The organism is Rhodococcus sp. NPDC080181 (genome assembly GCF_040702225.1).
Lineage (GTDB): Bacteria > Actinomycetota > Actinomycetes > Mycobacteriales > Mycobacteriaceae > Rhodococcoides > Rhodococcoides fascians.
Genome location: NZ_JBFBKN010000008.1, coordinates 181,427 through 201,819, shown reverse-complemented (window position 1 = coordinate 201,819; position 20,393 = coordinate 181,427). Strand labels below are relative to the sequence as shown.

General features: G+C 63.9%; 19 protein-coding genes. 14 read left to right on the top strand and 5 right to left on the bottom strand.

The genetic code is table 11. From position 1 onward, the window contains the following. The first annotated feature begins 119 nt into the window (after window positions 1-119). Genes AB0O58_RS12500 through AB0O58_RS12490 form a run of 3 tightly spaced genes read left to right on the top strand, consistent with a single transcriptional unit; the run spans window position 120 to window position 3,638 of the window. Window positions 120-2,300, top strand: coding sequence for a molybdopterin-dependent oxidoreductase (locus tag AB0O58_RS12500; RefSeq protein ID WP_032408041.1), 2,181 nt, complete (start codon window positions 120-122; stop codon window positions 2,298-2,300). Between the two features lie 37 nt (window positions 2,301-2,337). Next, window positions 2,338-2,652: a ferredoxin gene (fdxA, locus tag AB0O58_RS12495; protein ID WP_032400163.1), complete on the top strand. Its 315-nt coding sequence runs from the start codon at window positions 2,338-2,340 to the stop codon at window positions 2,650-2,652. Beyond that, window positions 2,649-3,638 (top strand): NAD(P)/FAD-dependent oxidoreductase, encoded by a 990-nt coding sequence (locus AB0O58_RS12490; RefSeq protein WP_072692113.1) that lies wholly within the window; start codon window positions 2,649-2,651, stop codon window positions 3,636-3,638. Before fdxA ends, AB0O58_RS12490 begins: the two co-directional genes overlap by 4 nt. An 18-nt stretch (window positions 3,639-3,656) precedes the next feature. Here the strand turns inward: AB0O58_RS12490 and AB0O58_RS12485 are convergent, their stop codons facing one another. Continuing rightward, window positions 3,657-4,715, bottom strand: a complete 1,059-nt coding sequence (locus AB0O58_RS12485) for a helix-turn-helix domain-containing protein (RefSeq protein WP_080736458.1) — start codon at window positions 4,713-4,715, stop codon at window positions 3,657-3,659. Window positions 4,716-4,932: 217 nt separating this feature from the next. On the opposite strand from AB0O58_RS12485, the gene moaA reads away from it, so the two are divergent. From moaA to AB0O58_RS12470, 3 genes are all read left to right on the top strand, one after another. Beyond that, complete coding sequence (gene moaA / locus AB0O58_RS12480) at window positions 4,933-5,991, top strand: GTP 3',8-cyclase MoaA (RefSeq protein WP_032400162.1); 1,059 nt, start codon at window positions 4,933-4,935, stop codon at window positions 5,989-5,991. Further along, a complete protein-coding gene (gene glp / locus AB0O58_RS12475) occupies window positions 5,988-7,238 on the top strand; it encodes a gephyrin-like molybdotransferase Glp (protein ID WP_283542252.1) in 1,251 nt (416 codons plus the stop codon). Before moaA ends, glp begins: the two co-directional genes overlap by 4 nt. 288 nt (window positions 7,239-7,526) lie before the next feature. After that, window positions 7,527-9,737 (top strand): DUF222 domain-containing protein, encoded by a 2,211-nt coding sequence (locus tag AB0O58_RS12470; RefSeq protein WP_366238235.1) that lies wholly within the window; start codon window positions 7,527-7,529, stop codon window positions 9,735-9,737. 38 nt (window positions 9,738-9,775) lie between these two features. Here AB0O58_RS12470 and mftM read toward each other — a convergent pair whose 3' ends face one another. Next, window positions 9,776-10,603, bottom strand: coding sequence for a mycofactocin oligosaccharide methyltransferase MftM (mftM, locus tag AB0O58_RS12465; RefSeq protein WP_032400161.1), 828 nt, complete (start codon window positions 10,601-10,603; stop codon window positions 9,776-9,778). A gap of 42 nt (window positions 10,604-10,645) precedes the next feature. Between mftM and AB0O58_RS12460 the strand changes: the two genes are divergently transcribed. Genes AB0O58_RS12460 through mftD (AB0O58_RS12435) form a run of 6 tightly spaced genes read left to right on the top strand, consistent with a single transcriptional unit; the run spans window position 10,646 to window position 15,007 of the window. Continuing rightward, complete coding sequence (locus AB0O58_RS12460; RefSeq protein WP_032400160.1) at window positions 10,646-10,870, top strand: hypothetical protein; 225 nt, start codon at window positions 10,646-10,648, stop codon at window positions 10,868-10,870. Between the two features lie 10 nt (window positions 10,871-10,880). Beyond that, window positions 10,881-10,994, top strand: a complete 114-nt coding sequence (gene mftA / locus AB0O58_RS12455) for a mycofactocin precursor MftA (protein WP_069973092.1) — start codon at window positions 10,881-10,883, stop codon at window positions 10,992-10,994. Between the two features lie 2 nt (window positions 10,995-10,996). Continuing rightward, a complete protein-coding gene (gene mftB / locus AB0O58_RS12450) occupies window positions 10,997-11,281 on the top strand; it encodes a mycofactocin biosynthesis chaperone MftB (protein WP_032400159.1) in 285 nt (94 codons plus the stop codon). 33 nt (window positions 11,282-11,314) lie between these two features. Continuing rightward, a complete protein-coding gene (gene mftC / locus AB0O58_RS12445) occupies window positions 11,315-12,538 on the top strand; it encodes a mycofactocin radical SAM maturase (protein WP_283542251.1) in 1,224 nt (407 codons plus the stop codon). Between the two features lie 12 nt (window positions 12,539-12,550). Then, a complete protein-coding gene (mftD, locus tag AB0O58_RS12440) occupies window positions 12,551-13,729 on the top strand; it encodes a pre-mycofactocin synthase MftD (RefSeq protein ID WP_283542250.1) in 1,179 nt (392 codons plus the stop codon). A 9-nt stretch (window positions 13,730-13,738) separates the two neighbouring features. Further along, window positions 13,739-15,007, top strand: a complete 1,269-nt coding sequence (gene mftD, locus AB0O58_RS12435; RefSeq protein ID WP_283542249.1) for a pre-mycofactocin synthase MftD — start codon at window positions 13,739-13,741, stop codon at window positions 15,005-15,007. Here the strand turns inward: mftD (AB0O58_RS12435) and AB0O58_RS12430 are convergent. From AB0O58_RS12430 to AB0O58_RS12420, 3 genes are all read right to left on the bottom strand, one after another. Beyond that, entirely contained in the window at window positions 14,994-15,725 is a 732-nt protein-coding gene (locus tag AB0O58_RS12430) for an aspartate/glutamate racemase family protein (RefSeq protein ID WP_366238234.1), read from the bottom strand. The two genes, mftD (AB0O58_RS12435) and AB0O58_RS12430, sit on opposite strands and share 14 nt — an antisense overlap. Before the next feature lie 10 nt (window positions 15,726-15,735). Further along, window positions 15,736-17,289, bottom strand: a complete 1,554-nt coding sequence (locus AB0O58_RS12425) for an NCS1 family nucleobase:cation symporter-1 (RefSeq protein WP_094717861.1) — start codon at window positions 17,287-17,289, stop codon at window positions 15,736-15,738. 94 nt (window positions 17,290-17,383) lie between these two features. Next, the gene (locus tag AB0O58_RS12420; protein WP_032371147.1) at window positions 17,384-18,109 is read right to left on the bottom strand and encodes a GntR family transcriptional regulator; all 726 of its coding nucleotides are present in this window, start codon (window positions 18,107-18,109) and stop codon (window positions 17,384-17,386) included. Between the two features lie 70 nt (window positions 18,110-18,179). Here AB0O58_RS12420 and mftE point away from each other — a divergent pair, with 70 nt between their 5' ends. Together mftE and mftF are read left to right on the top strand one after the other, a co-directional pair. Further along, complete coding sequence (gene mftE, locus AB0O58_RS12415; protein WP_204857395.1) at window positions 18,180-18,866, top strand: mycofactocin biosynthesis peptidyl-dipeptidase MftE; 687 nt, start codon at window positions 18,180-18,182, stop codon at window positions 18,864-18,866. A 126-nt stretch (window positions 18,867-18,992) separates the two neighbouring features. Beyond that, entirely contained in the window at window positions 18,993-20,390 is a 1,398-nt protein-coding gene (gene mftF, locus AB0O58_RS12410) for a mycofactocin biosynthesis glycosyltransferase MftF (protein ID WP_027496281.1), read from the top strand. The last annotated feature ends 3 nt before the right edge of the window (window positions 20,391-20,393 follow it).

Sequence of the window (20,393 nt, the reverse complement as noted above, 5' to 3'; positions counted from 1 at the left end):
GCGATGAGCCTTCGGGCGCAGAGTGCAAAGTAGACGGCGCTCGGCGTCCTGTCGGGAGCGTCCTCGCGGTGCAGGCTACGGATAACACATACCAGTGATATCCACGCCGAGGAGCACCCATGACGACTGTTCAGGAAGATACGCGCTCACACGACGCCCCGGCCGACCGCCCTACGGAACTCACCGTTCTCGGAGCGTGTGCGCAGGACTGTCCGGATTCGTGCTCGATGGTGGTGACCGTCGAGGACGGGGTGGCGACGAGCGTCAGCGGGAGCAAGACCAACCCGTACACCAACGGTGGCCTCTGCGTGAAGGTGGACAACTATCTCGACAAGGTCTACAGCCCGGACCGAGTGCTGTACCCGCTCAAGCGGTCCGGGCCCAAGGGCTCAGGAGAGTTCGAGCGGATCTCGTGGGACGAGGCCGTGGCCACCATTGCCGAGAAATTCACCTCCATCGCCGAGGAATTCGGCCCCGAGGCGATCATGCCGTGCAATTACCTCGGCACCCAGGGCATTACGCAGGGTCTCAATGTCGGGGATGCATTCTTCAACCGACTCGGGGCGACGGTTGCCGAGCGCACCTACTGCGATGCGGGCTCGTGCACGGCCTACGCGATGACGGTGGGCGACACGGCAGGCGTCGACCCCGAGAGTTTCGTCCACTCCAAGTTCATTCTGATCTGGGCGGCGAACACCATGAGCACCAACCTGCACCTGTGGCCGTACGTGGCCGAGGCGAAGAAACGCGGGGCCAAGGTGGTGGTGATCGATCCGGTCAAGACCAGAACCGCCAAGGCCGCGAGCTGGTACATCCCCATTCGTCCGGGCACCGACGGCGCTCTCGCCCTGGCGATGATGCACGTGATCATCGACGAGGGATTGACCGACGCGGATTACATCGAACGCTTCACCATCGGTTTCGACGAATTGGCCGATCGGGTGCAGCAGTACACCCCGCAATGGGCGTCCGAGGAGACGGGTATTCCCGTCGAGGACATCTACACGCTGGCAAGGGAATACGCACAGAGTCAGCCCTCCGTCATTCGGATCGGCGTCGCCATCGAGCGCAGTGCCGGTGGCGGGCAGAGCGTCCGAGCCATCTCCTGTCTACCGTCGTTGGTGGGGGCCTGGCGTAAGCCCGGCGGCGGCATCCTGCAGCTGCCGCTGTGGGCGTTTCCGGTGAACTGGCCCGAGTTTCTGCAGACGGATCTGCAGACTCCGGGTACACGCGTGATCAATCTGTATCAGCTGGGTGAGGCGCTGACCGGCGGGTTGAATCTGGACACGCCCCTCAAAGGTCTGATGGTGTACAACTCGAACCCGGTGGTGGTGTGTCCCGATCAGAAGCGCATGATCGACGGGCTCAGCCGGGAGGATCTGTTCACGGTCGTCAGCGACCATTTCATCACCGACACTGCCGATTACGCCGATATCATTCTGCCCGCCACGACACAGCTGGAACAGGACGACATCAACTTCTCCTGGGGACACCTGTTCGTCACGTACAACAACCGGTCGATCGAGCCCCTCGGGGAGGCCGTCCCCAATACCGAGCTGTTTCGCCGATTGGCCGCCGCGATGGGCTTCACCGAACCGGTGTTCTCACGAACCGATGAGGAGCTCCTCGCCCTCTCCTACGACTGGAATGCCCCGGCAATGGAGGGCATCACGATCGACTCGCTCAAGAAGCTCGGGTGGCAGCGACTCAACCTTCCCGGTCCCGACGAGTACGCACCGCACGCAGAGGGGAATTTCCGGACGCCGTCCGGCAAAACGGAGTTTCTGTCCTCGGCCGCGGCGGGCGGCAACTTCGTGCTGCCGCTCTTCCGGCAGGGATCGAACGATCACCAGCCGGGACAACCGGTGGATCCGCTCCCGCACTACATTGCGCCGCGCGAGTCGTCGAGGACCAATCCTGGACTGGCAGAAAAGTATCCACTCAATCTGCTCACGCCCAAGTCACACGCATACCTGAATTCGAGCTTCGGGAATCTCGACATGCACCGCAAAGTGCAGAAGGAGCCGACGTTGCTGATCAACCCTGTCGACGGCGAACGGCGGGGAATCGCTTCGGGTGACGTGGTGCGAGTCTTCAACGATCGCGGCGAATTCACCGTCGTTGCCAAACTCGACAAGTCGGTCATGCAGGGTGTCACCGTCTGTGCGATGGGCGCATGGCGCAAAAACATGCTGTCGCTGTCGACTCCGGCCTCGCTCAATCCGACGGTGTTCGCCGACCTCGGGAACGCTCCGACGTTCTCCGACACCCTCGTCGAGGTCGCGGCGCTCGACGCCTGACAACTCTTTCTCCTACTACGAACAAGAGGATTCCGATATGGCCTACGTCGTGACCGAAGCGTGCATCGACCTGCTCGACAAGGCATGCACCGAGGAGTGCCCCGTCGACTGCATCTACGAGGGCGCTCGGATGATGTACATCAATCCCGACGAGTGCGTCGACTGCGGCAAGTGCATGCCCGCCTGTCCCAACGACGCCATCTTCTGGGAGCACAAGATCCCGGAGGAACAGAAGCATTTCGTCGACATCGCCGTCGAATTCTGTGAGGACGCAGATGCTTCCGGTGGCGCGGAAGATCTCGGCCCGGTCGGGCACGACCATCCCTCGATCGACGAAGTGGCGAAGAAGTGAGTGCCGCAACGGTTTCCGAGAGTGATCTGATCATCGTCGGTGCCGGACCGGCCGGGCTGTACGGTGCGTACTACGCGGGTTTCCGGGGCATGACGGTCACCGTGATCGACGCTCTGCCCCATCCGGGCGGGCAATTGGCGGCCCTCTACCCCGAGAAGAAGATATTCGACGTCGCCGGTTTTCCGGCGATCAAGGCGCAACATCTGGTCGACGCATTGGTCGAACAGGCGGATCAGGCGAAGCCGACGTATCTCATGGGACACGTGGCGACCGAACTCGAGGAATCCGAGAACTTCGTGCGGGTCACGACGGACAAGGGCGAGACCGTCGTCGGCAAGGCCGTTCTCGTGGCCGCAGGTATCGGTAAGTTCACGCCGAGGCCATTGCCGGCCGGAGCCGAGTTCCACGACCGAGGCCTACGGTATTTCGTGCCGAAACTCGATGATCTCGCCGGCGAACGGGTGATGATCGTCGGCGGCGGAGACTCGGCAGTCGACTGGGCGTTGAGCCTGGAGCCGATTGCGAAATCGGTGGTGCTGGTGCACCGGCGCAACGACTTTCGGGCCCACGCTCACAGCCTCGGTTTGCTGGAGCGGTCCGGTGTCGATGTCCTCACGCCGTTCGAGGTGGAGGAAATCCTGGGCGTGGACTCCGTCGAATCGGTGACGATCGTCGACGGCACCGGAGTCGACCGCCGACAGCTGGAGGTATCGAGTGTTGTTGCCGCACTGGGGTTCAAGGCCGCACTCGGCCCCATCGCCACGTGGGGACTGGACAAGTACCAGCGCGATATCGCCGTCGGACGGACGATGCGCACCAGCCGAAGGCGAGTCTTCGCGGCGGGCGACGTCGCCGGACACGAAGACAAGGTCAAGTTGATCGCAGTCGGGTTCGCCGAGGCCGCGACAGCGGTCAACCACATCGCCCCGCTCGTCGACGGCTCGGCAGCGATCGTGCCCGGCCACTCGAGCGACTCGCTCCACTGAGGAGAAACCCGTAGGAGCTCAGTTCGACCGACGAGGACCGTGAGCAGTGCCGACCTCGGGCTGCTCACGGTCGGTCGGCCACATCGGGCGAGTGACCGCTCGTGGGTCGTCGGATTGCGCGCACGCGGCCGCGCGGTACTGACGCGGGCTCATCCCGTACTGCTCGCGAAAGGCGCGACTGAACACTGCGGAGTCCGCGAAACCCCATCGCCGACTGATCTGGCCGAGCGAGCGGTTCACCGCGACGCTAGCGATGATCTCGCGTCGGCAGCGCTCGAGCCGTTTGACCCGAATGCTGCGCGCCACCGTAGTGCCACTGGCCGCGAACAGACGGTGCAGTTGGCGGGTGGAGACGAGCATGGCCGACGCGACCGTGCTGGGCGACAGATCTGGGTCTGCGAGGTGTTCCTCGATATACCGTTGCGCCGTCCGAACGAGGGCGGTACCGGGGGAGTCCAGCGCCGGGCTGGTGGTGGTGTTCCTCGCGATGACGCTGACCAGATCTCCGACCTCGTCTGCGATGGCCTGTGCGCCCGCGGTACCCAGCGTCGACCGGGTCGACCCCAGGTCGTGCAGAAATCGGCTGAGGAGGCCGCTGAAGCCGGCCGAGCCGTCGAATGCCATGGCCGTCAGGTCGCTGGATTCACGCTCGTCGAGTCGCAGCATGTGACGGGGCCAGGTGAATACTTCGAGCTCCCATTGATCATCGTCGGGGTGACCGTCGATGATCCAGTCGAAGGGACGAGACGTGTCGTAGATGGCGAAGTCGCCGCGGGAGAGCACGCATTCGCGTCCGTCCTGCACCACGATCGCGCGGCCTCGACGGATCATACCGATCTGAACGTATTCGATTCGGTCCTTCTCGATGAGCGAGTCGGTTCGCGCGATGCGTTGAGTCGTCGATCGGACAGTCGACACCTGCAGGTGCGCGAGAGACATCGATCGGACGGCTCCGGTGAATCGGCTGTCCGCCACGTCGGCTACGTCCAGGGCGACGAAGTGTTCGTTCAACATGTCGGACCAGTCGCCGCGGCTGGTCGTTCGAGTCGGAATGGAGAATCCGGATCGAGACAGCATGGGGACCCCTTGTCGTAGACGCTCACGGCGATGCAGGAGCTTTCTTCGAGATTAACCCGCAATGTTTCCGGTTGATTCACTGTTCGTAACTTTGCCGGAAAGTCGTGAGGCAGGGTCGTGCGCTGGTCGCTGCACGTCAACTACCGGGCGCGCGCGGTCAAGTGTGAGGCACTGCCGTCCGCGATTCTGGTGTTCGACCGAGTGAAAGGACTACTCCGTGGGTGACCCCGTTCGAGCAGTGCGCAGCCATCCGACCGACCTCGATTCGGGGACGGTGGACGCTCGGGGACGGGCACTTCGGGATCTCCGTATCTCGGTCACCGACCGGTGCAACTTCCGCTGTGTCTACTGCATGCCTCGAGCCGAGTTCGGTCCCGATCACCGATTCCTCGACACCGGCAGGCTGCTGTCCTTCGACGAGATCGACAGAGTGGCGCGGGCCGCGGCGACGATCGGGATCCGAAAGATCCGTCTGACGGGTGGTGAACCGTTGCTGCGGGCCGGAATCGCCACGCTGATCGAACGATTGAGCGCCATCGACGGCGTCGATCTCGCGATGACCACGAACGGGTCGTTGCTCGCAGCCCAGGCCGCATCGTTGTACGCGGCCGGTCTGAAACGCGTTACCGTCAGCTTGGATTCGATCGACCCGACGACGTTCGCGCGGATGAGCGACACGCGCGTACCCGTCCGGACCGTGCTCGACGGTATCGACGCGGCAGTTCGCGCCGGGATGTCACCCGTCAAGGTGAATGTGGTGGTGCGACGGGGCGTGAACGGTGATTCGATTCTCGACCTGGCCGAACGGTTCCGAGGGACCGGCATCGTCGTGCGGTTCATCGAGTACATGGATGTCGGGGCGACGAACCGGTGGGAAATGGCGCAGGTGACGGACGTCGACTCCATTGTCGACATCATCGGGGCAGCCCATCCGCTCGAGCGGATCGAGTCGATGTACGAAGGCGAGGTCGCGACGCGCTATCGGTATCGCGACGGGAGCGGAGAAGTCGGGGTGATCGGCTCGGTGTCGAAACCGTTCTGCGGCAGCTGTACTCGGGCCAGGCTGTCGGCGGACGGGCAGGTGTACACCTGCCTGTTCGCTTCTGCGGGAACCGATCTGCGCGCGCTGCTGCGTTCGGGGGCATCGCAGGATGCTCTCGTGGCGCGGTTGTCGGCGCTCTGGAACAGCCGTGACGATCGATACTCCGAACTGCGAGCGGGACCGGGGGACACCCCGGCCGGCGAGCGGATCGAGATGTCCTATATCGGCGGATGAGGCGGACCGTAAACCGGATCACACGTTCGGTCGACGAACACCGTTGTGCCATAGCCGAGCTCGGTTTGGCAGCCCGAGTGCGGTCGGTTCCCGTCGGATCGGCGGTCGGCGCAGTCCTCGCCGAGGATGTCGTTGCCGAACGCGCGCTGCCGCCGTTCGACAATTCTGCTGTCGACGGGTTCGCCGTGCGCCACACCGATGTGGCCTGGTCTCAACGACTGCCGACCACGCTGACCGTGTCGGCTCGTAGCGTGGCCGGGCCAGCGAGTGCCGAGCTGAGCGTGGCACCGGGTGAATGTGTACAGATCATGACCGGTGCCGTACTTCCACGAGGGGCCGATCTGGTGGTACCGGTGGAATACACCAGCGGATTCGTGACGTCCTTCGGGTTCGATACGGTGACCATCTGTTCGACTGGCTCGAAGAGCAATATTCGCGGTCGTGCGTCGGATTTCGATGCCGGTGACGTGGCCATCAGGGCCGGTACGGTGCTGACTCCCGCTCAGGTCGGACTGCTTGCGGCACTCGGACGAACGCATGTCAGGATCGGTTCGACATTGACCGTGGCTGTGTTGTCCACCGGATCCGAAATCCGCTGTTCGGGAGGCACTCCGATGCTCGGTGAGTGTTTCGACGCCAACTCTCCGATGATCGCAGCGGATCTGCTGCGGTGCGGTGCCGATGTGCACCTCGAATCGGCGGTATCCGACGACGTGCAAGCATGTAGAGAGGCCCTTGCTCGCTGCGCTGCGGTAGCCGACGTCATCGTGACGACCGGTGGAATCAGCGCAGGAACCGAGGAAGTGGTCCGGCTTGCGCTGGCGGATCACGACGTCGACTTCGCCTCGGTTGCGGTCAGGCCGGGAAAACCGCAGGGCTGCGGACGATTCGATGGAGTACCGATCATCTGCTTACCCGGAATTTCGGTGAGTGCGCTGATCTCCTACGAGTTGTTCGTCCGGCCGGTCCTGGCATCCGCTCTGCGGGATCCGGCGGCGGAGCGAACGGTGAGAACAGTGCGGGTTCGCGGCGACGGGACCTCGCCGTCGACCACACCTCGGGTTCTGTTGGGATTCATCGACGGCGCGGACGCCTCGGTCACGCAGTCGCATTCGATGGGAGCATTGGCAGCCGCGAACGGATTGGTCGTCGTTCCCCCGGGCGACTCACTCCCGCACGCAACGGGGCAGTACCCCGCGTGGACCTTCGATTCACGGGCGGCATCGAGACCGGGCCGGTACGTATGAGTTGAGCGAACAACTGCGCAGACCGCAGGCGGTGAGATCAGATGGTGCGGGGTGGAGGCCAAGCAGGATGGAGAGACGGGGTGACGGCGGGAAGTCGTCGCGACGGCACCAGCGCGCAAGCGAGAGTGCCGAGCAGACACTGAACGAGGTGCGCGCGGCAACGGGTACCGAGTACTAGGTCATCCAGCTCCCACAACTGCGATTCGGAAACCTGTCGGTGGGTCGAGATACTCTTTCTTCAGTTCGAACGCATGTTCTTCGATTGCGGGTCACCGGGGGGTGAGAAGAATGGCTGCACCAGTGGTGTCGTTGGATGCGTTGACTACTGCCGCGCGGGAAGAGAATCGGTGTGCGGCCCGAAAGATCGCTGCCTGCTACGACTTCCACCTCACCTGTATCGCCCAGGATGCGAAGCATCGACACTACAGCCGGTACGGACGGACCGAGATGGCACTCGCGTTGAGCTGCTCTGCCACCGTCGCCGAAGCGTACGTGTCCGTCGGCGTGGCACTGCACACCCGGCTTCCTCTGGTGAAAACCGCATTCGAGGCCGGCGACATCGACCTCCCCCGCGTACGTACGGTGTGCCGGATCCTCGACAACCTCTCCGACGACATCGTGAAGTCGGTCGAGGGCGACATCGTCGAGGCGGCCCGCCGGTCGTCACCGGGTCCGCTGGAGAAAGAGATCTGGGACATCCTGCTGCGGGTCGCGCCCGAGGAAGCAGCTGCACTACGCGAGTTCGCCAAGAGGTTCCGTACCGTTACCTACAGCCCGGCCGGTGAATTGGCCCGGATCCGAGCAGAATTGACCGCCCCCGAAGCCGCCGCCGCATGGCAGCTCCTGGAGGAGATGGCCGACACGGTGTGTGTGAAGGATCCGCGCGGTAAGCAGGAACGACTGTGTGATGCGTTCATGGCGCGGATGCACGGAGAACCCCGGTTGGTATGCCTGTGTGCACGCCCGGACTGCCCGAAGAAGGATGCGAGACTGCCGGATCGTCGGGTGCCGTTGACGATGGTCACCGTCGATATCGCCACCCTCATCGGGTTGTTGGCGAATCCTGCGTATCTGGCTGGGCACGGTTCCATCGATCCTGATCTGGCCCGGGAACTAGCTCGCAACAGTCAGTGGCAGATTCTGCTCACCGAGGCGGTGACGCTGGCGGAGACGCTCGGGCTGGCGGTGCAGAACCCGGAAACCGGGGAATGGGAACGACGCTCCACTGAATCGACAGACACCACAGACACCACAGTCGAGTCGAACACGGCAGACCCCGAGCCTGCACAGCTGAACTCGGCAGAATCGAATACAGCGGAAACGAATACGTCTGAAACGCAAACGGATAGAGGCACAGGAAGTGTAGCGGGCACCGCAACGAACACAGCAGCGCCGACGGATGCGGCATCGAGAACGGACTCGGCAGCACCGAGAACTCATGCCGACAACGCAACCGGCGATACACGCCGCGAAGGCAATGCTGACCCTAATTCCGTCGGCAGCCCGCAGGCCGGTACCGACACCGTCACCCGACCCAATACCTCGGGCACCGAAACCGGCCACGCCGCGAGCGCCGAAACACCACCGCCCGGACCTTCACCATCCGACCCAGGACCGCCACCCGACCCGGGACCGCATCCCGACTCAGGACCGGTCCGGAGTTCGGGTTCGGTTCCACCAGAATCGCATGCGACGACCGACACAACGCCACCCGCGCCGACCGACACAACGCCACCCGCGACGACCGCCGACTCCGACACTCGGCAACGACGCCGAAATGCCCTGGCCTTTGCGGCAGCCCTGTTCTGTACCCACACCCCTGTCGGCCGGGGCGCACGGCACAGCTCTGCCCTCGACCTACCGTCCGCGATGCGACGCCCTAACCCAACGATCCACGCAGCAGGCCGGACCCCCTCAGTCCACACACCGGCACACTGCACGCCCTCCGGCATCTACCTCGGCAATGCATCCCTCGCCGCAGCACTCGAATCCGCCATCGCCGCCGACCCCACTCTCGGCAAGTCCGTCGGACGCGACCCCATGACCGCTCGAGCTTTGATCTACCGACCCGACGCCCTCACCACCGCCGCAGTCCGACTCCGCGACCGCCACTGCCGGTTCCCCGGCTGCCACCGACCCGCGGCACGCTGCCAACTCGACCACGTGATCCCGTTCGATCACGCCAACCCACTCGGCGGCGGCTGGACGACCGTCGACAACCTCCAATGCATCTGCGAATACCACCACAGCGTCAAAACCGCCGGCTACTGGAAAGCAGTCATGCTCCCCGGCGGTGCCATCCTGTGGACCTCCACCTCGAAGACCACCCGAATAACTTTGCCCGCCAACGGAACAGCGGTACCCATCATCGGCAACGACCTCCGCCCAGACATACCCACCAAACCCAGACGATCCGGCATCATCACCTACCCCGACCCACCCGACAACCCGACTCCAGAACCGAGCGACGAGGAAGGTGACACAGCACCACCGTTCTAGAACTCCCGCGGATTCCGAGCCTGAAGTATCGAGACTGTTCAGACGAGTTGTGGTGCCGTCGTTTTGTCGATCACGAGCCAACCGCCGTGGTAGGTCGAGGTCTCGAAGGACTCTCCCGTCGATCGCCCCAACTCGGCCAGCGCCGTCTCGTCGAACGTGCGGATGTGTCCGTGGCAGACGGTGGTCTCTGTCTCGAACGGTACCGCGATGACGACGCGGCAGCGCGCCACACGTAGAGCCTCGGCGACGATGGCAGAGCCGGTCTCGGCATCGACGTGTTCGAGCAGGTGCAGGGCTGTCACGGTATCGACACTGTTGTCGTCGAACGGGATTCGGGCTGCATCGAACACTGCCGTGTCGAGTCTCGCGCCGAGGTGCGGAGCGACAGTCGCGAGCAAGTCCATGGTTCCCGCTGACTGGTCGGTCGCGGTGACCGAACACCCCTGCATTGCCAGCCGCAACGGAAAGAAGCCGAAGCACGAACCCAGATCGAGTACCGAACCGCGGATCGATGCGGCGGCACGCTGATGCACAGGAGCGAACACTGCTCGACCGGAGAGGAGGTCATCCAACGAGTTTCGGTAGTACGTCGTCCACGCCTCGACCGGATCGGCGATAGTGGTGCGTACGATTCCGACCAGCAGGTGCTCGAACTCGCGTTGAGACAGACCGATGTGGCGCGCCTGTTCGGTGATGAGCGGCACGAGGCCCTCGCCGATCTCGCCCGCAGCGAGGCAGTGGTTCACCTGCACGGTCGATCCTGCACGTACGGCGTCGAATCGGAGCCCGGGATTGTGCCGGACGACGACGTTCTCATGTGCCCAGACCCCGTCGGGTCCGGGTGCCAATGCATCGATCTCGGTCATGTAAGTCTTCTTCTGTCGTTTCTGTCGGCACCTTCTGTTCAGGTGAGCGTTCCACAGCGAACCGCGGCACAACTCGGATCGACCGCTGGTCGGTCCGCTCGGACGCTGTTCACCCCGCAGGCCGGACGGGCCGGTACCTACCCGACTGGACGGTTGATCGCGACGGCCGACCAGTTCCTGCGCCATGGCCCGTCGGAAACCTCGACGGCCGTTAGCGTGGTGATCCTGAACACAGTCGATCGGATTGTGGCCGAACAGATTTCGTAGGAGGAATCAGATGTCGAAGAAGAGTGAGAACGCTGTGGTCGGTACGTCGGTCGTCGAGTCCGATCTGGTGGAGGAGTCGTTGGTGGAGGAAGTCTCGATCGACGGCATGTGCGGCGTGTACTGATCATGACTACTGCTGTGCAGGCCACGCTCGATCTGGATGTGCGGTGGATTCTGCATCCGCAGGTGGCGTTGCGTCCCGAGTCGTTCGGGGCGCTGCTCTACCACTTCGGGACCCGCAAGCTGTCGTTTCTGAAGAACCGCACGATCGTGGCGATCATCGAGTCCCTTCCCGACCACCGGGATATGCGGTCGGCGATCGCGGCCGCAGGGATCAGCGATTCGGCATCGGCTCCCTACGTGAGAGCGCTCGAGACGTTGGCGGACTCGAACATGATCACTCGCCCGTAGAACCTGACCCATTCGTAGAAGAGGACGGCCCCTATGACTTCCACCCTCGAAAGACCAGCTCCGGTAGGGAAATTGGTCGATCAGTTCGAGCTCGGTCTCGATGCTCCGATTTGTCTGACGTGGGAGTTGACCTACGCGTGCAATCTGTCGTGTGTGCATTGTCTGTCGTCGTCGGGTCGTCGTGATCCGCGCGAGCTGAGTACTGATCAGTGCAAGTCGATCATCGACGAGCTGCAGAAGATGCAGGTGTTCTACGTCAACATCGGCGGCGGTGAGCCGACGGTCCGCAGCGATTTCTGGGAGCTCGTCGACTATGCGACAGCGCATCAGGTGGGGGTGAAGTTCTCCACCAACGGGGTCAAGATCGACAAGAAGGTCGCCGAGCGCCTGGCGGCGTCGGATTACGTCGATGTGCAGATTTCCATCGACGGCGCGACGGCAGAAGTCAACGACGCGGTCCGCGGTCCGGGTTCGTTCGATATGGCGTGCCGGGCGTTGGAGAATCTGAAGGAGGCCGGGTTTCGGGATGCGAAGATCTCGGTGGTCGTCACCCGGCACAACGTGAGCCAGCTCGACGATTTCAAGGCGTTGGCCGACAAATACGCTGCGACACTGCGTATTACACGACTGCGGCCGTCGGGTCGCGGTGCGGACGTATGGGACGATCTGCATCCGACGGCGGGCCAGCAGCGCGAGTTGTACAACTGGCTCGTCGCGAACGGTGAGGGTGTGTTGACGGGCGATTCGTTCTTCCACCTCTCGGCGTTCGGTGACGCTCTGCCGGGGTTGAACCTGTGTGGTGCGGGGCGGGTGGTGTGTTTGATCGACCCGATCGGCGACGTGTATGCGTGCCCGTTCGCCATTCACGAGAACTTCCTCGCCGGCAATATCGTCCGTGACGCCAAGGACGGTATGGGCGGTTTCCAATCGGTCTGGCAGACCTCGGAGTTGTTCCAGGAGTTGCGCTCACCGCAGACCTCGGGTGCGTGCACCAAGTGTGCCCATTTCGATGCGTGTCGGGGTGGGTGCATGGCGGCGAAGTTCTTCACGGGTCTGCCGATGGATGGCCCGGATCCAGAGTGCGTGATCGGTAACGGTGAGATGGCGTTGGCGGCTGCGGGGGAGATCCCGAAGTCGAGTGTCGATCATTCGCGCACCGGTCAGCGAAAGACTCCCCGTAAGTCGGTGCCGTTGACGTTGATGATGCGTCCACCGGCGAAGATCTGCGACGAAAATCCGCTCGCAGGAATGGAATAGGAACACAAAGCTATGGCGAAGAGTGCGTGGTTCGAGACCGTTGCCGAGGCGCAGCGGCGGGCGAAGAAGCGTCTACCGAAGTCGGTGTATGCCGCGCTGGTAGCCGGCTCCGAACGCGGTATCACCATCGACGACAACATGTCGGCGTTCGGTGAGCTCGGGTTCGCCCCGCATGTGGCGGGGTTGTCGGACAAGCGGGACTTGTCGACGACGGTGATGGGACAGCCGCTGTCGTTTCCGGTGATGATTTCCCCGACGGGTGTGCAGGCGGTGCATCCGGACGGTGAGGTTGCGGTGGCGAGAGCTGCTGCGGCGCGGGGTATTCCGATCGGATTGTCCTCGTTCGCGAGCAAGTCCGTGGAGGAGGTCGCGGCGGCGAATCCGCAGACGTTCTTCCAGATGTACTGGGTGGGTTCGCGCGAGGTGTTGTTGCAGCGGATGGAGCGGGCCCGCGCAGCCGGTGCGGTCGGGTTGATCATGACGCTGGACTGGTCGTTCTCGAACGGCCGCGACTGGGGTAGCCCGTCGATTCCGGAGAAGATGGATCTCAAGGCGATGGTGCAATTCGCTCCGGAGGGCATCATGCGTCCGAAGTGGTTGTGGGAGTTCGCGAAGACCGGGAAGATCCCGGATCTGACGACCCCGAACCTGACCCCACCGACCGGTGGTCCGGCTCCGACATTCTTCGGTGCGTATGGGGAATGGATGGGGACACCACTCCCGACGTGGGAGGACGTGGCGTGGTTGCGGGAGCAGTGGGGTGGGCCGTTCATGCTCAAGGGTGTGATGCGGGTCGATGATGCGAAGCGGGCCGTCGACGCCGGGTGTACGGCGATCTCGGTGTCCAATCACGGTGGCAACAATCTCGACGGCACGCCGGCTCCGATTCGGGCGTTGCCGGCGATCGCGGAGGCGGTCGGCGATCAGGTCGAGATCACCCTCGACGGTGGCATCCGGCGCGGCAGCGACGTGGTGAAGGCGTTGGCATTGGGCGCGCGTGCGGTGCTGATCGGCCGGGCCTACCTGTGGGGTCTGTCGGCGAACGGGCAGGCCGGTGTGGAGAACGTGCTCGACATCCTGCGCGGCGGAGTCGATTCCGCTGTCCTCGGGCTCGGCCACACCTCGGTGCACGACCTCTCACCCTCGGACGTGGTCATGCCGTTCGGGTTCGACCGGCGTCTCGGCGTCTAGACGACATCGGTGCTTACCGGGGCGGGGTGGTTCGAGACTGTCGCCGAGGCGCAACGGCGAGCACAGAAGCGTCTGCCCGAGTCCGTCTACAAGGCATTGTGGGCGGGCTCGGAGCGCGGAATCACGTTGGCCGACAACACGGCCGCGTTCGGTGAACTCGGATTCGCCCCGCACGTGGCGGGGCTGTCGGACACACGTGATCTGTCGACGACGCTGATGGGGCAGTCGCTGGCTTTTCCGGTGATGATCTCTCCGACGGGTGTGCAGGCTGTGCACCCCGACGGTGAGGTCGCTGTAGCGAGGGCGGCAGCACAGCGCGGTGTTTCGATGGGGTTGTCGTTGTTCGCGAGCAAGCCGATCGAGGAGGTCGTGGCGGCGAATCCGCAGACGTTCTTTCAGGTGCATTGGGTGGGTTCGCGGGAGTTGCTGGCGCACTTGCTCGATCGGGCCCGCGCTGCGGGTGCGGTGGGGCTGATTCTGACGATGGATTGGTCGTTCTCGGAGGGCCGCGATTGGGGGAGTCCGGTGATACCGGAACGCCTCGATGCGCGGGCGATGCTGCGGCTGGCACCGGAAGTGTTGGCTCGTCCACGGTGGCTGGCGCGGTGGGCGCGGACGGGTAGGTTCCCGGATCTGACCGCACCCAATCTCGCCGAGCCCGGAAAATCAGCGCCGACGTTCTTCGCCGCGTACCGGGAGTGGAAGTCCACCCCACTGCCGTCCTGGGAGGACATCGTGTGGCTACGCGAGCAGTGGGATGGGCCGTTCATGCTCAAGGGCATCTCGCGAGTCGACGACGCGCTGCGGGCCGTCGATGCCGGTGTCACGGCGATCTCGGTGTCCAATCACGGCGGCAACAATCTCGACGGTTCGCCGGCGTCGATTCGGATGTTGCCGGCGATTGCCGGAGCGGTGGGCGATCAGGTGGAGGTCACCCTCGACGGCGGTATCCGGCGGGGCAGTGACGTGGCGAAGGCACTGGCGTTGGGTGCGCGGGCCGTGCTGATCGGGCGGGCGTATCTGTGGGGTCTGGCGGCGAACGGTCAGGCCGGTGTGGAGAACGTCCTCGACATTCTGCGCGGCGGCCTGGACTCTGCGGTACTCGGACTCGGACATGCCTCGGTGCACGAACTGTCACCGTCCGATGTATTCGTAGCACCCGATTTCGCTCAATCAGCTCCCCGGTCTGCGATACCCGACGCCGATCGGAGTCCGGGATGCAGAACCCAGGAGCTGATGTGTGCCGCTGACTGGCGGCACTGGATCAAGACCTGCTGAATCCGTCGAGCATGCCGGTGTAGAGCTTGGGCGGCGGAGCCGCGAACTCTCCACGCTTGCCGGTCCCGAGTCCCAGGGTGACGAGGGATTGCACGAACAACGTTCCCGCTGCGACCCCGTCGACGACGGGCACTCCGATCTCGGACGAGATGTGTCGGCAGAGATCGGCCATGCCCGCGCAGCCGAGGACCACGGCGTCGCTGCCGTCCGTCTCGACGGCGACGCGACACGCCTCGGTGACGATCTTGCGGGCATCGGGGTCGGTCTCGAGATCGAGGACCGGCAGGTCGCACGCATGGATGCCGAGGCACTGCCGTCCGAAGCCGTAATGGTCGGCCAAATCCTGTGCCCGTCCGATCGTGCGTGCGAGCGTGGTGACGACGCTGAAACCGCGGCCGAGAAAACTCGCGGCGTGCATGGCCGCTTCCGCGATACCGATGACCGGTCCGGACGCGAGCTCGCGGGCAGCGTCGATGCCGGGGTCGCCGAAACAGGCAATGACGTAGCCGTCGACCCCGGCGGCCTCGCCGCGGGCGATCTCGGCGAGAATGCCTGGGACACTGAGGGCTTCGTCGACGTGGCTTTCGATCGACACCGGTCCCATGGATGGGCTGACCGCATCGACGACCGTGCCCGGGCCGACTACGGCCCGGGCACAGTCACCGATCGTTGCGGTCATCGAACTCGTGGTGTTCGGATTGATGACCTTGATGAGCACGTGCGAGATCCTATGCTTTCACTGGAGTGTCGAAGTTGGTGACGGCCAGCTTGGTCCGCGTTGCGAGGTAGAAGTACATCGCGAATCCGATGCCGCACCCGATGAACCAGCTGTACTTGGACGCCGTCGACATTCCGGCGATCTGCATGCCGTCGATGGCTCCGTTGAACAGCACGGTGAACATGGCGACCAGCGCGCCGACGATGGTGGAATACACCGCAGCCGGGTTGTATCCCTTGGAGTACCAGTACAGACCCGTCGTCGACATCGAGAACAGCTCGTCGACGACGACCTTCTGCTTGCGGACGAGGTAGTAGTCGGCGATCAGAATGCCGAACAGTGGTCCGATGAATGCGCCCAGAGTTTCGAGGGTCAGGTGGATGACGTCGGGGTTGTTGTACAGGTTCCACGGGGTGATCAGCACCGAGCCGATGGCGGCGATCATTCCGCCTGCGCGCCAGCTGATGCGCTGCGGGCTGACGTTGGAGAAGTCGAACGCGGGGGAGATGAAGTTCGCGACGATGTTGATACCGATGGTGGCGATCGTGAACGTCAGTGCACCGAGAACGATGGCGAACGTGCTGTCGATTCGAGCGACGGTCTCGACCGGGTCGGTGATCAGCTCACCGAATACCGGAAGCGTCAACGACGCTGTGACGACCACCAGGATCGAGAAGACCAGGAAGTTGACCGGGAGGCCGAGGAAGTTGCCCTTCTTCACCGCGGCGTAGGACTTGCCGTAGCGGGAGAAGTCGCCGAAGTTGAGCATGGGGCCGGAGAAGTACGAGACCACGAGGGCGATGGCTCCGAGCATCACCGGAATCGAGCTCAGGCCCGTGTGCTCGACCTCGCCGAGGTTGAGATCGATTGCGCCCCAGCCTGCTTTCCAGATCAGGTAGCCACACAGCATGAACATCACGACGTAGACGGCGGGCCCGCAGAAGTCGATGAACTTGCGGATCGATTCCATGCCGCGCCAGAAGACCGCTGCCTGAACGACCCAGAGGAACAGGAAGCTGGCCCAACCGAGCAGGGAGAGACCGGCGAAGCCGTAGTCGGCGGTGACGGCGTACGGGGCCAGTGACGGGAACAGCTTGATCAACACGATGTCGAGGGCTGCCGATGCCAGGAACGTCTGGATGCCGTACCAGGCCACGGCGATGAGACCGCGAATGATGGCGGGGATGTTGGCACCGAGGACGCCGAACACGCTGCGGCAGATGACCGGGTAGGGCACCCCGGAGACCTGGCTCGGCTTGGCGACGAGGTTGCAGAAGAAGTACACGATGGTGATGCCGACGAGCAGCGCGATCAGCACCTGCCAGCTCGCCAACCCGAGTGCGAAGAGGCTGCCGGCCGTGACGTAGCCACCCACCGAGTGCACGTCGGACATCCAGAAAGCGAACAGGTTGTAGGAGGTCCAGGTCTGCTTCTTCAGCGGAGCGAGGTCTTCGTTGGTCAGCCGTGGGTCGTAGCTGTCCTTGATCAGGCCTCCACCGACGGGGTGGCCCGCGGCTTCCACGAGATCTCCCGTTTGGGCGGGACCGTGCGCTGTATCTGTCATCGATGCTCCTGACGGCCGGGCAATGAATGGAACGAGTGAATGGGGAAAAGCTAGCGGCGAAGTATTGCGCCCTCGTGACGTGAGCGATATATCTTCAGCCCGGCGTTTCCGTGGGTGGATCGGCAAACAATCCGTGATCGTTCGACAATGTCGAAATGACCGAATTGAGACGCGTGTGATGGTGCTGGGCAGCGCGCAACAGTGCGTCGGAGTCGCGATCGAGAAAGGCGGCGATCATGTCGGCGTGGTCGTCGTGCAGTGACGCCCGATCGGATCCGGCGACATGCACCATCGGTTGCACGGGTTCGGTGATGTTCCAGGCGGATTCGAGCATGTGCAGGAGTCGGTGCATCCGCGAAGGCCGGGTCAGCGACAGGTGGAATTCGCGAGAGAGGCGGTGGTATTCGCGTGAGTCGTCCTCGGTCAACGAGGCCTCGAGCTGCCGGTTGATCTCGATCAGGTGCGCGCGATCGGCATCGGTGGCCTGTTCTACCGCGATCGGGAGTGCGGCAGTTTCGAGAACCTCACGCACGATGTACATTTCGCGCAGTTCTGCCGCTGTCAGCTGCGCCACCCGGTAGCCGAGATTGGGTCGATGGTCGACCAATCCCTCGCCGATCAGAGTCTTCAGGGATTCGCGTACCGGAATACGGCTCACGCCGAACAATTCCGCGACCTCGTCTATCGGAATGGGTGTATTCGGAGGAGCGTCACCGGCAAGGATGACGCGTCGGAGCTCGTCCAGAATTGTCGGCTGCGGGCCACCCGGTGCCGATATGGACAATTGCGAGAGCAATATCGACCGACGGCGGGGTGGCACGAATGGAAGATTATCGGCCGTGTGTTTCGTCCGCGTGACGGCTCGGTTCCGTCCGATAGCATCTGCACTCATGGCCACTGACACGCTCGGTACCCAGTACTGGCCGGACATCGTCGGACCGAAGCTCCTCGTGGTTCCGGTCGGTTCGCTCGAGCAACATGGGCCGCACCTACCTCTCGATACCGATACCCGCATCGCCGACGCCGTCGCGCGAACGGTTCCGAACGCTCTCGTGGCACCCGCGGTGGCGTACGGCTCCAGCGGCGAGCACGAGGGTTTCGGCGGCACCGTGTCCATCGGGTCCGCCGCGCTCGAGGCGCTGTTGGTGGAGTACGGACGCTCCGCGTGTCGGTGGGCAGAGAGGGTCGTCTTCGTCAACGGCCACGGCGGCAACGGTCCCACCCTGCGCTCGGCGGTGACGCTGTTGCGTTACGAGGGGCGCGACGTCGTATGGTTCCCGTGCTCGGTGCCGGGAGCGGACGCGCATGCCGGACGCACCGAAACATCGCTGCTGCTGCATCTTTCGGCCGAGGTGGTCGACATGACGAAAGCGGCACCGGGAAACACCACCGAGATCGCGGCTCTACTGCCCGAGCTGCGCGCCGGTGGCCTGGCCCCCGTCACGGCCAACGGTGTGCTCGGCGATCCCCTCGGGGCCACCGCCGAGGAGGGACGGCTCATTTTCGAGCAACTGCGGGAACGCGTGCTGGGTGCGGTGCAGAGATGGAGTCCGTCCCCGCACGGCGTCATCGTGTGAGCGATCGCGGTGCAGAACCGGCGGAAAGCCTGTTCGAGGCCTCGAACAGAAACGGGGAGCAGGTATGTTCCGACCGATTTACCGGGTGGCCGACACACCGACCGTTTGTCCGCTTACGATGCCCTGATGGGTGAAGGTCGGTTGCCTGACGGCTTCGGGGTGCGAGTGGATCCACGCGTACGCACATTCTCCGAGGGACGCGTTCTGATCGGTGGTTCACCGATGCGGATGCTCACGTTGGCACCGACGGCCGCGGCAATGATCGGTGACGGTTTCATCGAGGTGACCGACTCGCAGTCCGCCCTCGTGGCGCGCAAACTGCTCGACTCGGGGGTGGGCAACCCGCGGCCCATGTCCATCCCGTCGCCCAGTGATGTCACCGTCGTGGTGCCGCTCAAGAACAACGAGGCCGGGCTCGCGCGGCTGATCACGGCGATGCACGGCATGCACGTGATCATCGTCGACGACGGATCCGACGTCCCGGTGGCGGTTCCTGCCGTGTCGTGGAGCGTGGGTAGCGTGACGGTGCTGCGGCACGAGACCTCACGCGGGCCGGCGGCCGCACGTAATACTGGACTACGTTGCGCTACAACAGATTTCGTTGCTTTTCTGGACTCGGACGTGGTGCCGCGCAAGGGCTGGCTCGAGGTGATGCTCGGGCACTTCTCGGATCCGGCGGTGGGCCTGGTGGCACCCCGAATCGTCGCGCTGGAGCCCGAGGGCAGCGCACTGGCCCGCTACGAGCACGCCCGCTCCTCGCTCGACCTCGGACGCAAGGAAGCGGCGGTGCGCGCAGGGAGCGCGGTGTCGTACGTACCCAGTGCCGCCATGTTGCTCCGCCGGTCTGCTGCGGTGGAATGCCACGGGTTCGACGAGTCGATGCACGTGGCCGAGGACGTCGATCTGTGCTGGCGTCTGCAGGAGGCGGGCTGGCGACTGCGCTACGAGCCCGTGGCCCACGTGGCGCACGAGCACCGCGTCGCCTTCGTCGAATGGTTCGCTCGCAAACTGTTCTACGGCACCGGTGCCACACCGTTGTCCGCGCGTCATCCGGGCATGGTGCCACCGATCGCGATGTCGCCGTGGACGTTGGTGACGTGTCTTCTCGCCGCCAGCCTGACGCGTATCGGATTGCTCGGCGCTCTGGCCAGTTTCGGGGTCACGGTCGTCCGGCTGCGCAAGATGTTCGTCGGTCTCGATCAGCCCACCCGCATCGCGGCCGTTCTCGCTGCCGAGGGTTTCGTGGCGGGGTTGTGGCAACTTGCCTCGGCGCTGTGTCGACATTATTGGCCGATCACGTTGCTCGCGGTGTTGTTGTCCAGCCGTATTCGGAAGATCGCGCTCGGTATGGCTGTGGCAGAAGCGTGTTCGGATTGGTACAAGCATCGTGAACTGGGCGGGCTCGATCCGGTTCGATACATCTTCTTCAAACGCGCCGACGACATCGCGTACGGAACCGGGCTGTGGAGCGGCGCGCTGTCGGCTCGTTCCATCGAGGCGTTGAAGCCCCGCCTGGACGGCTGACCC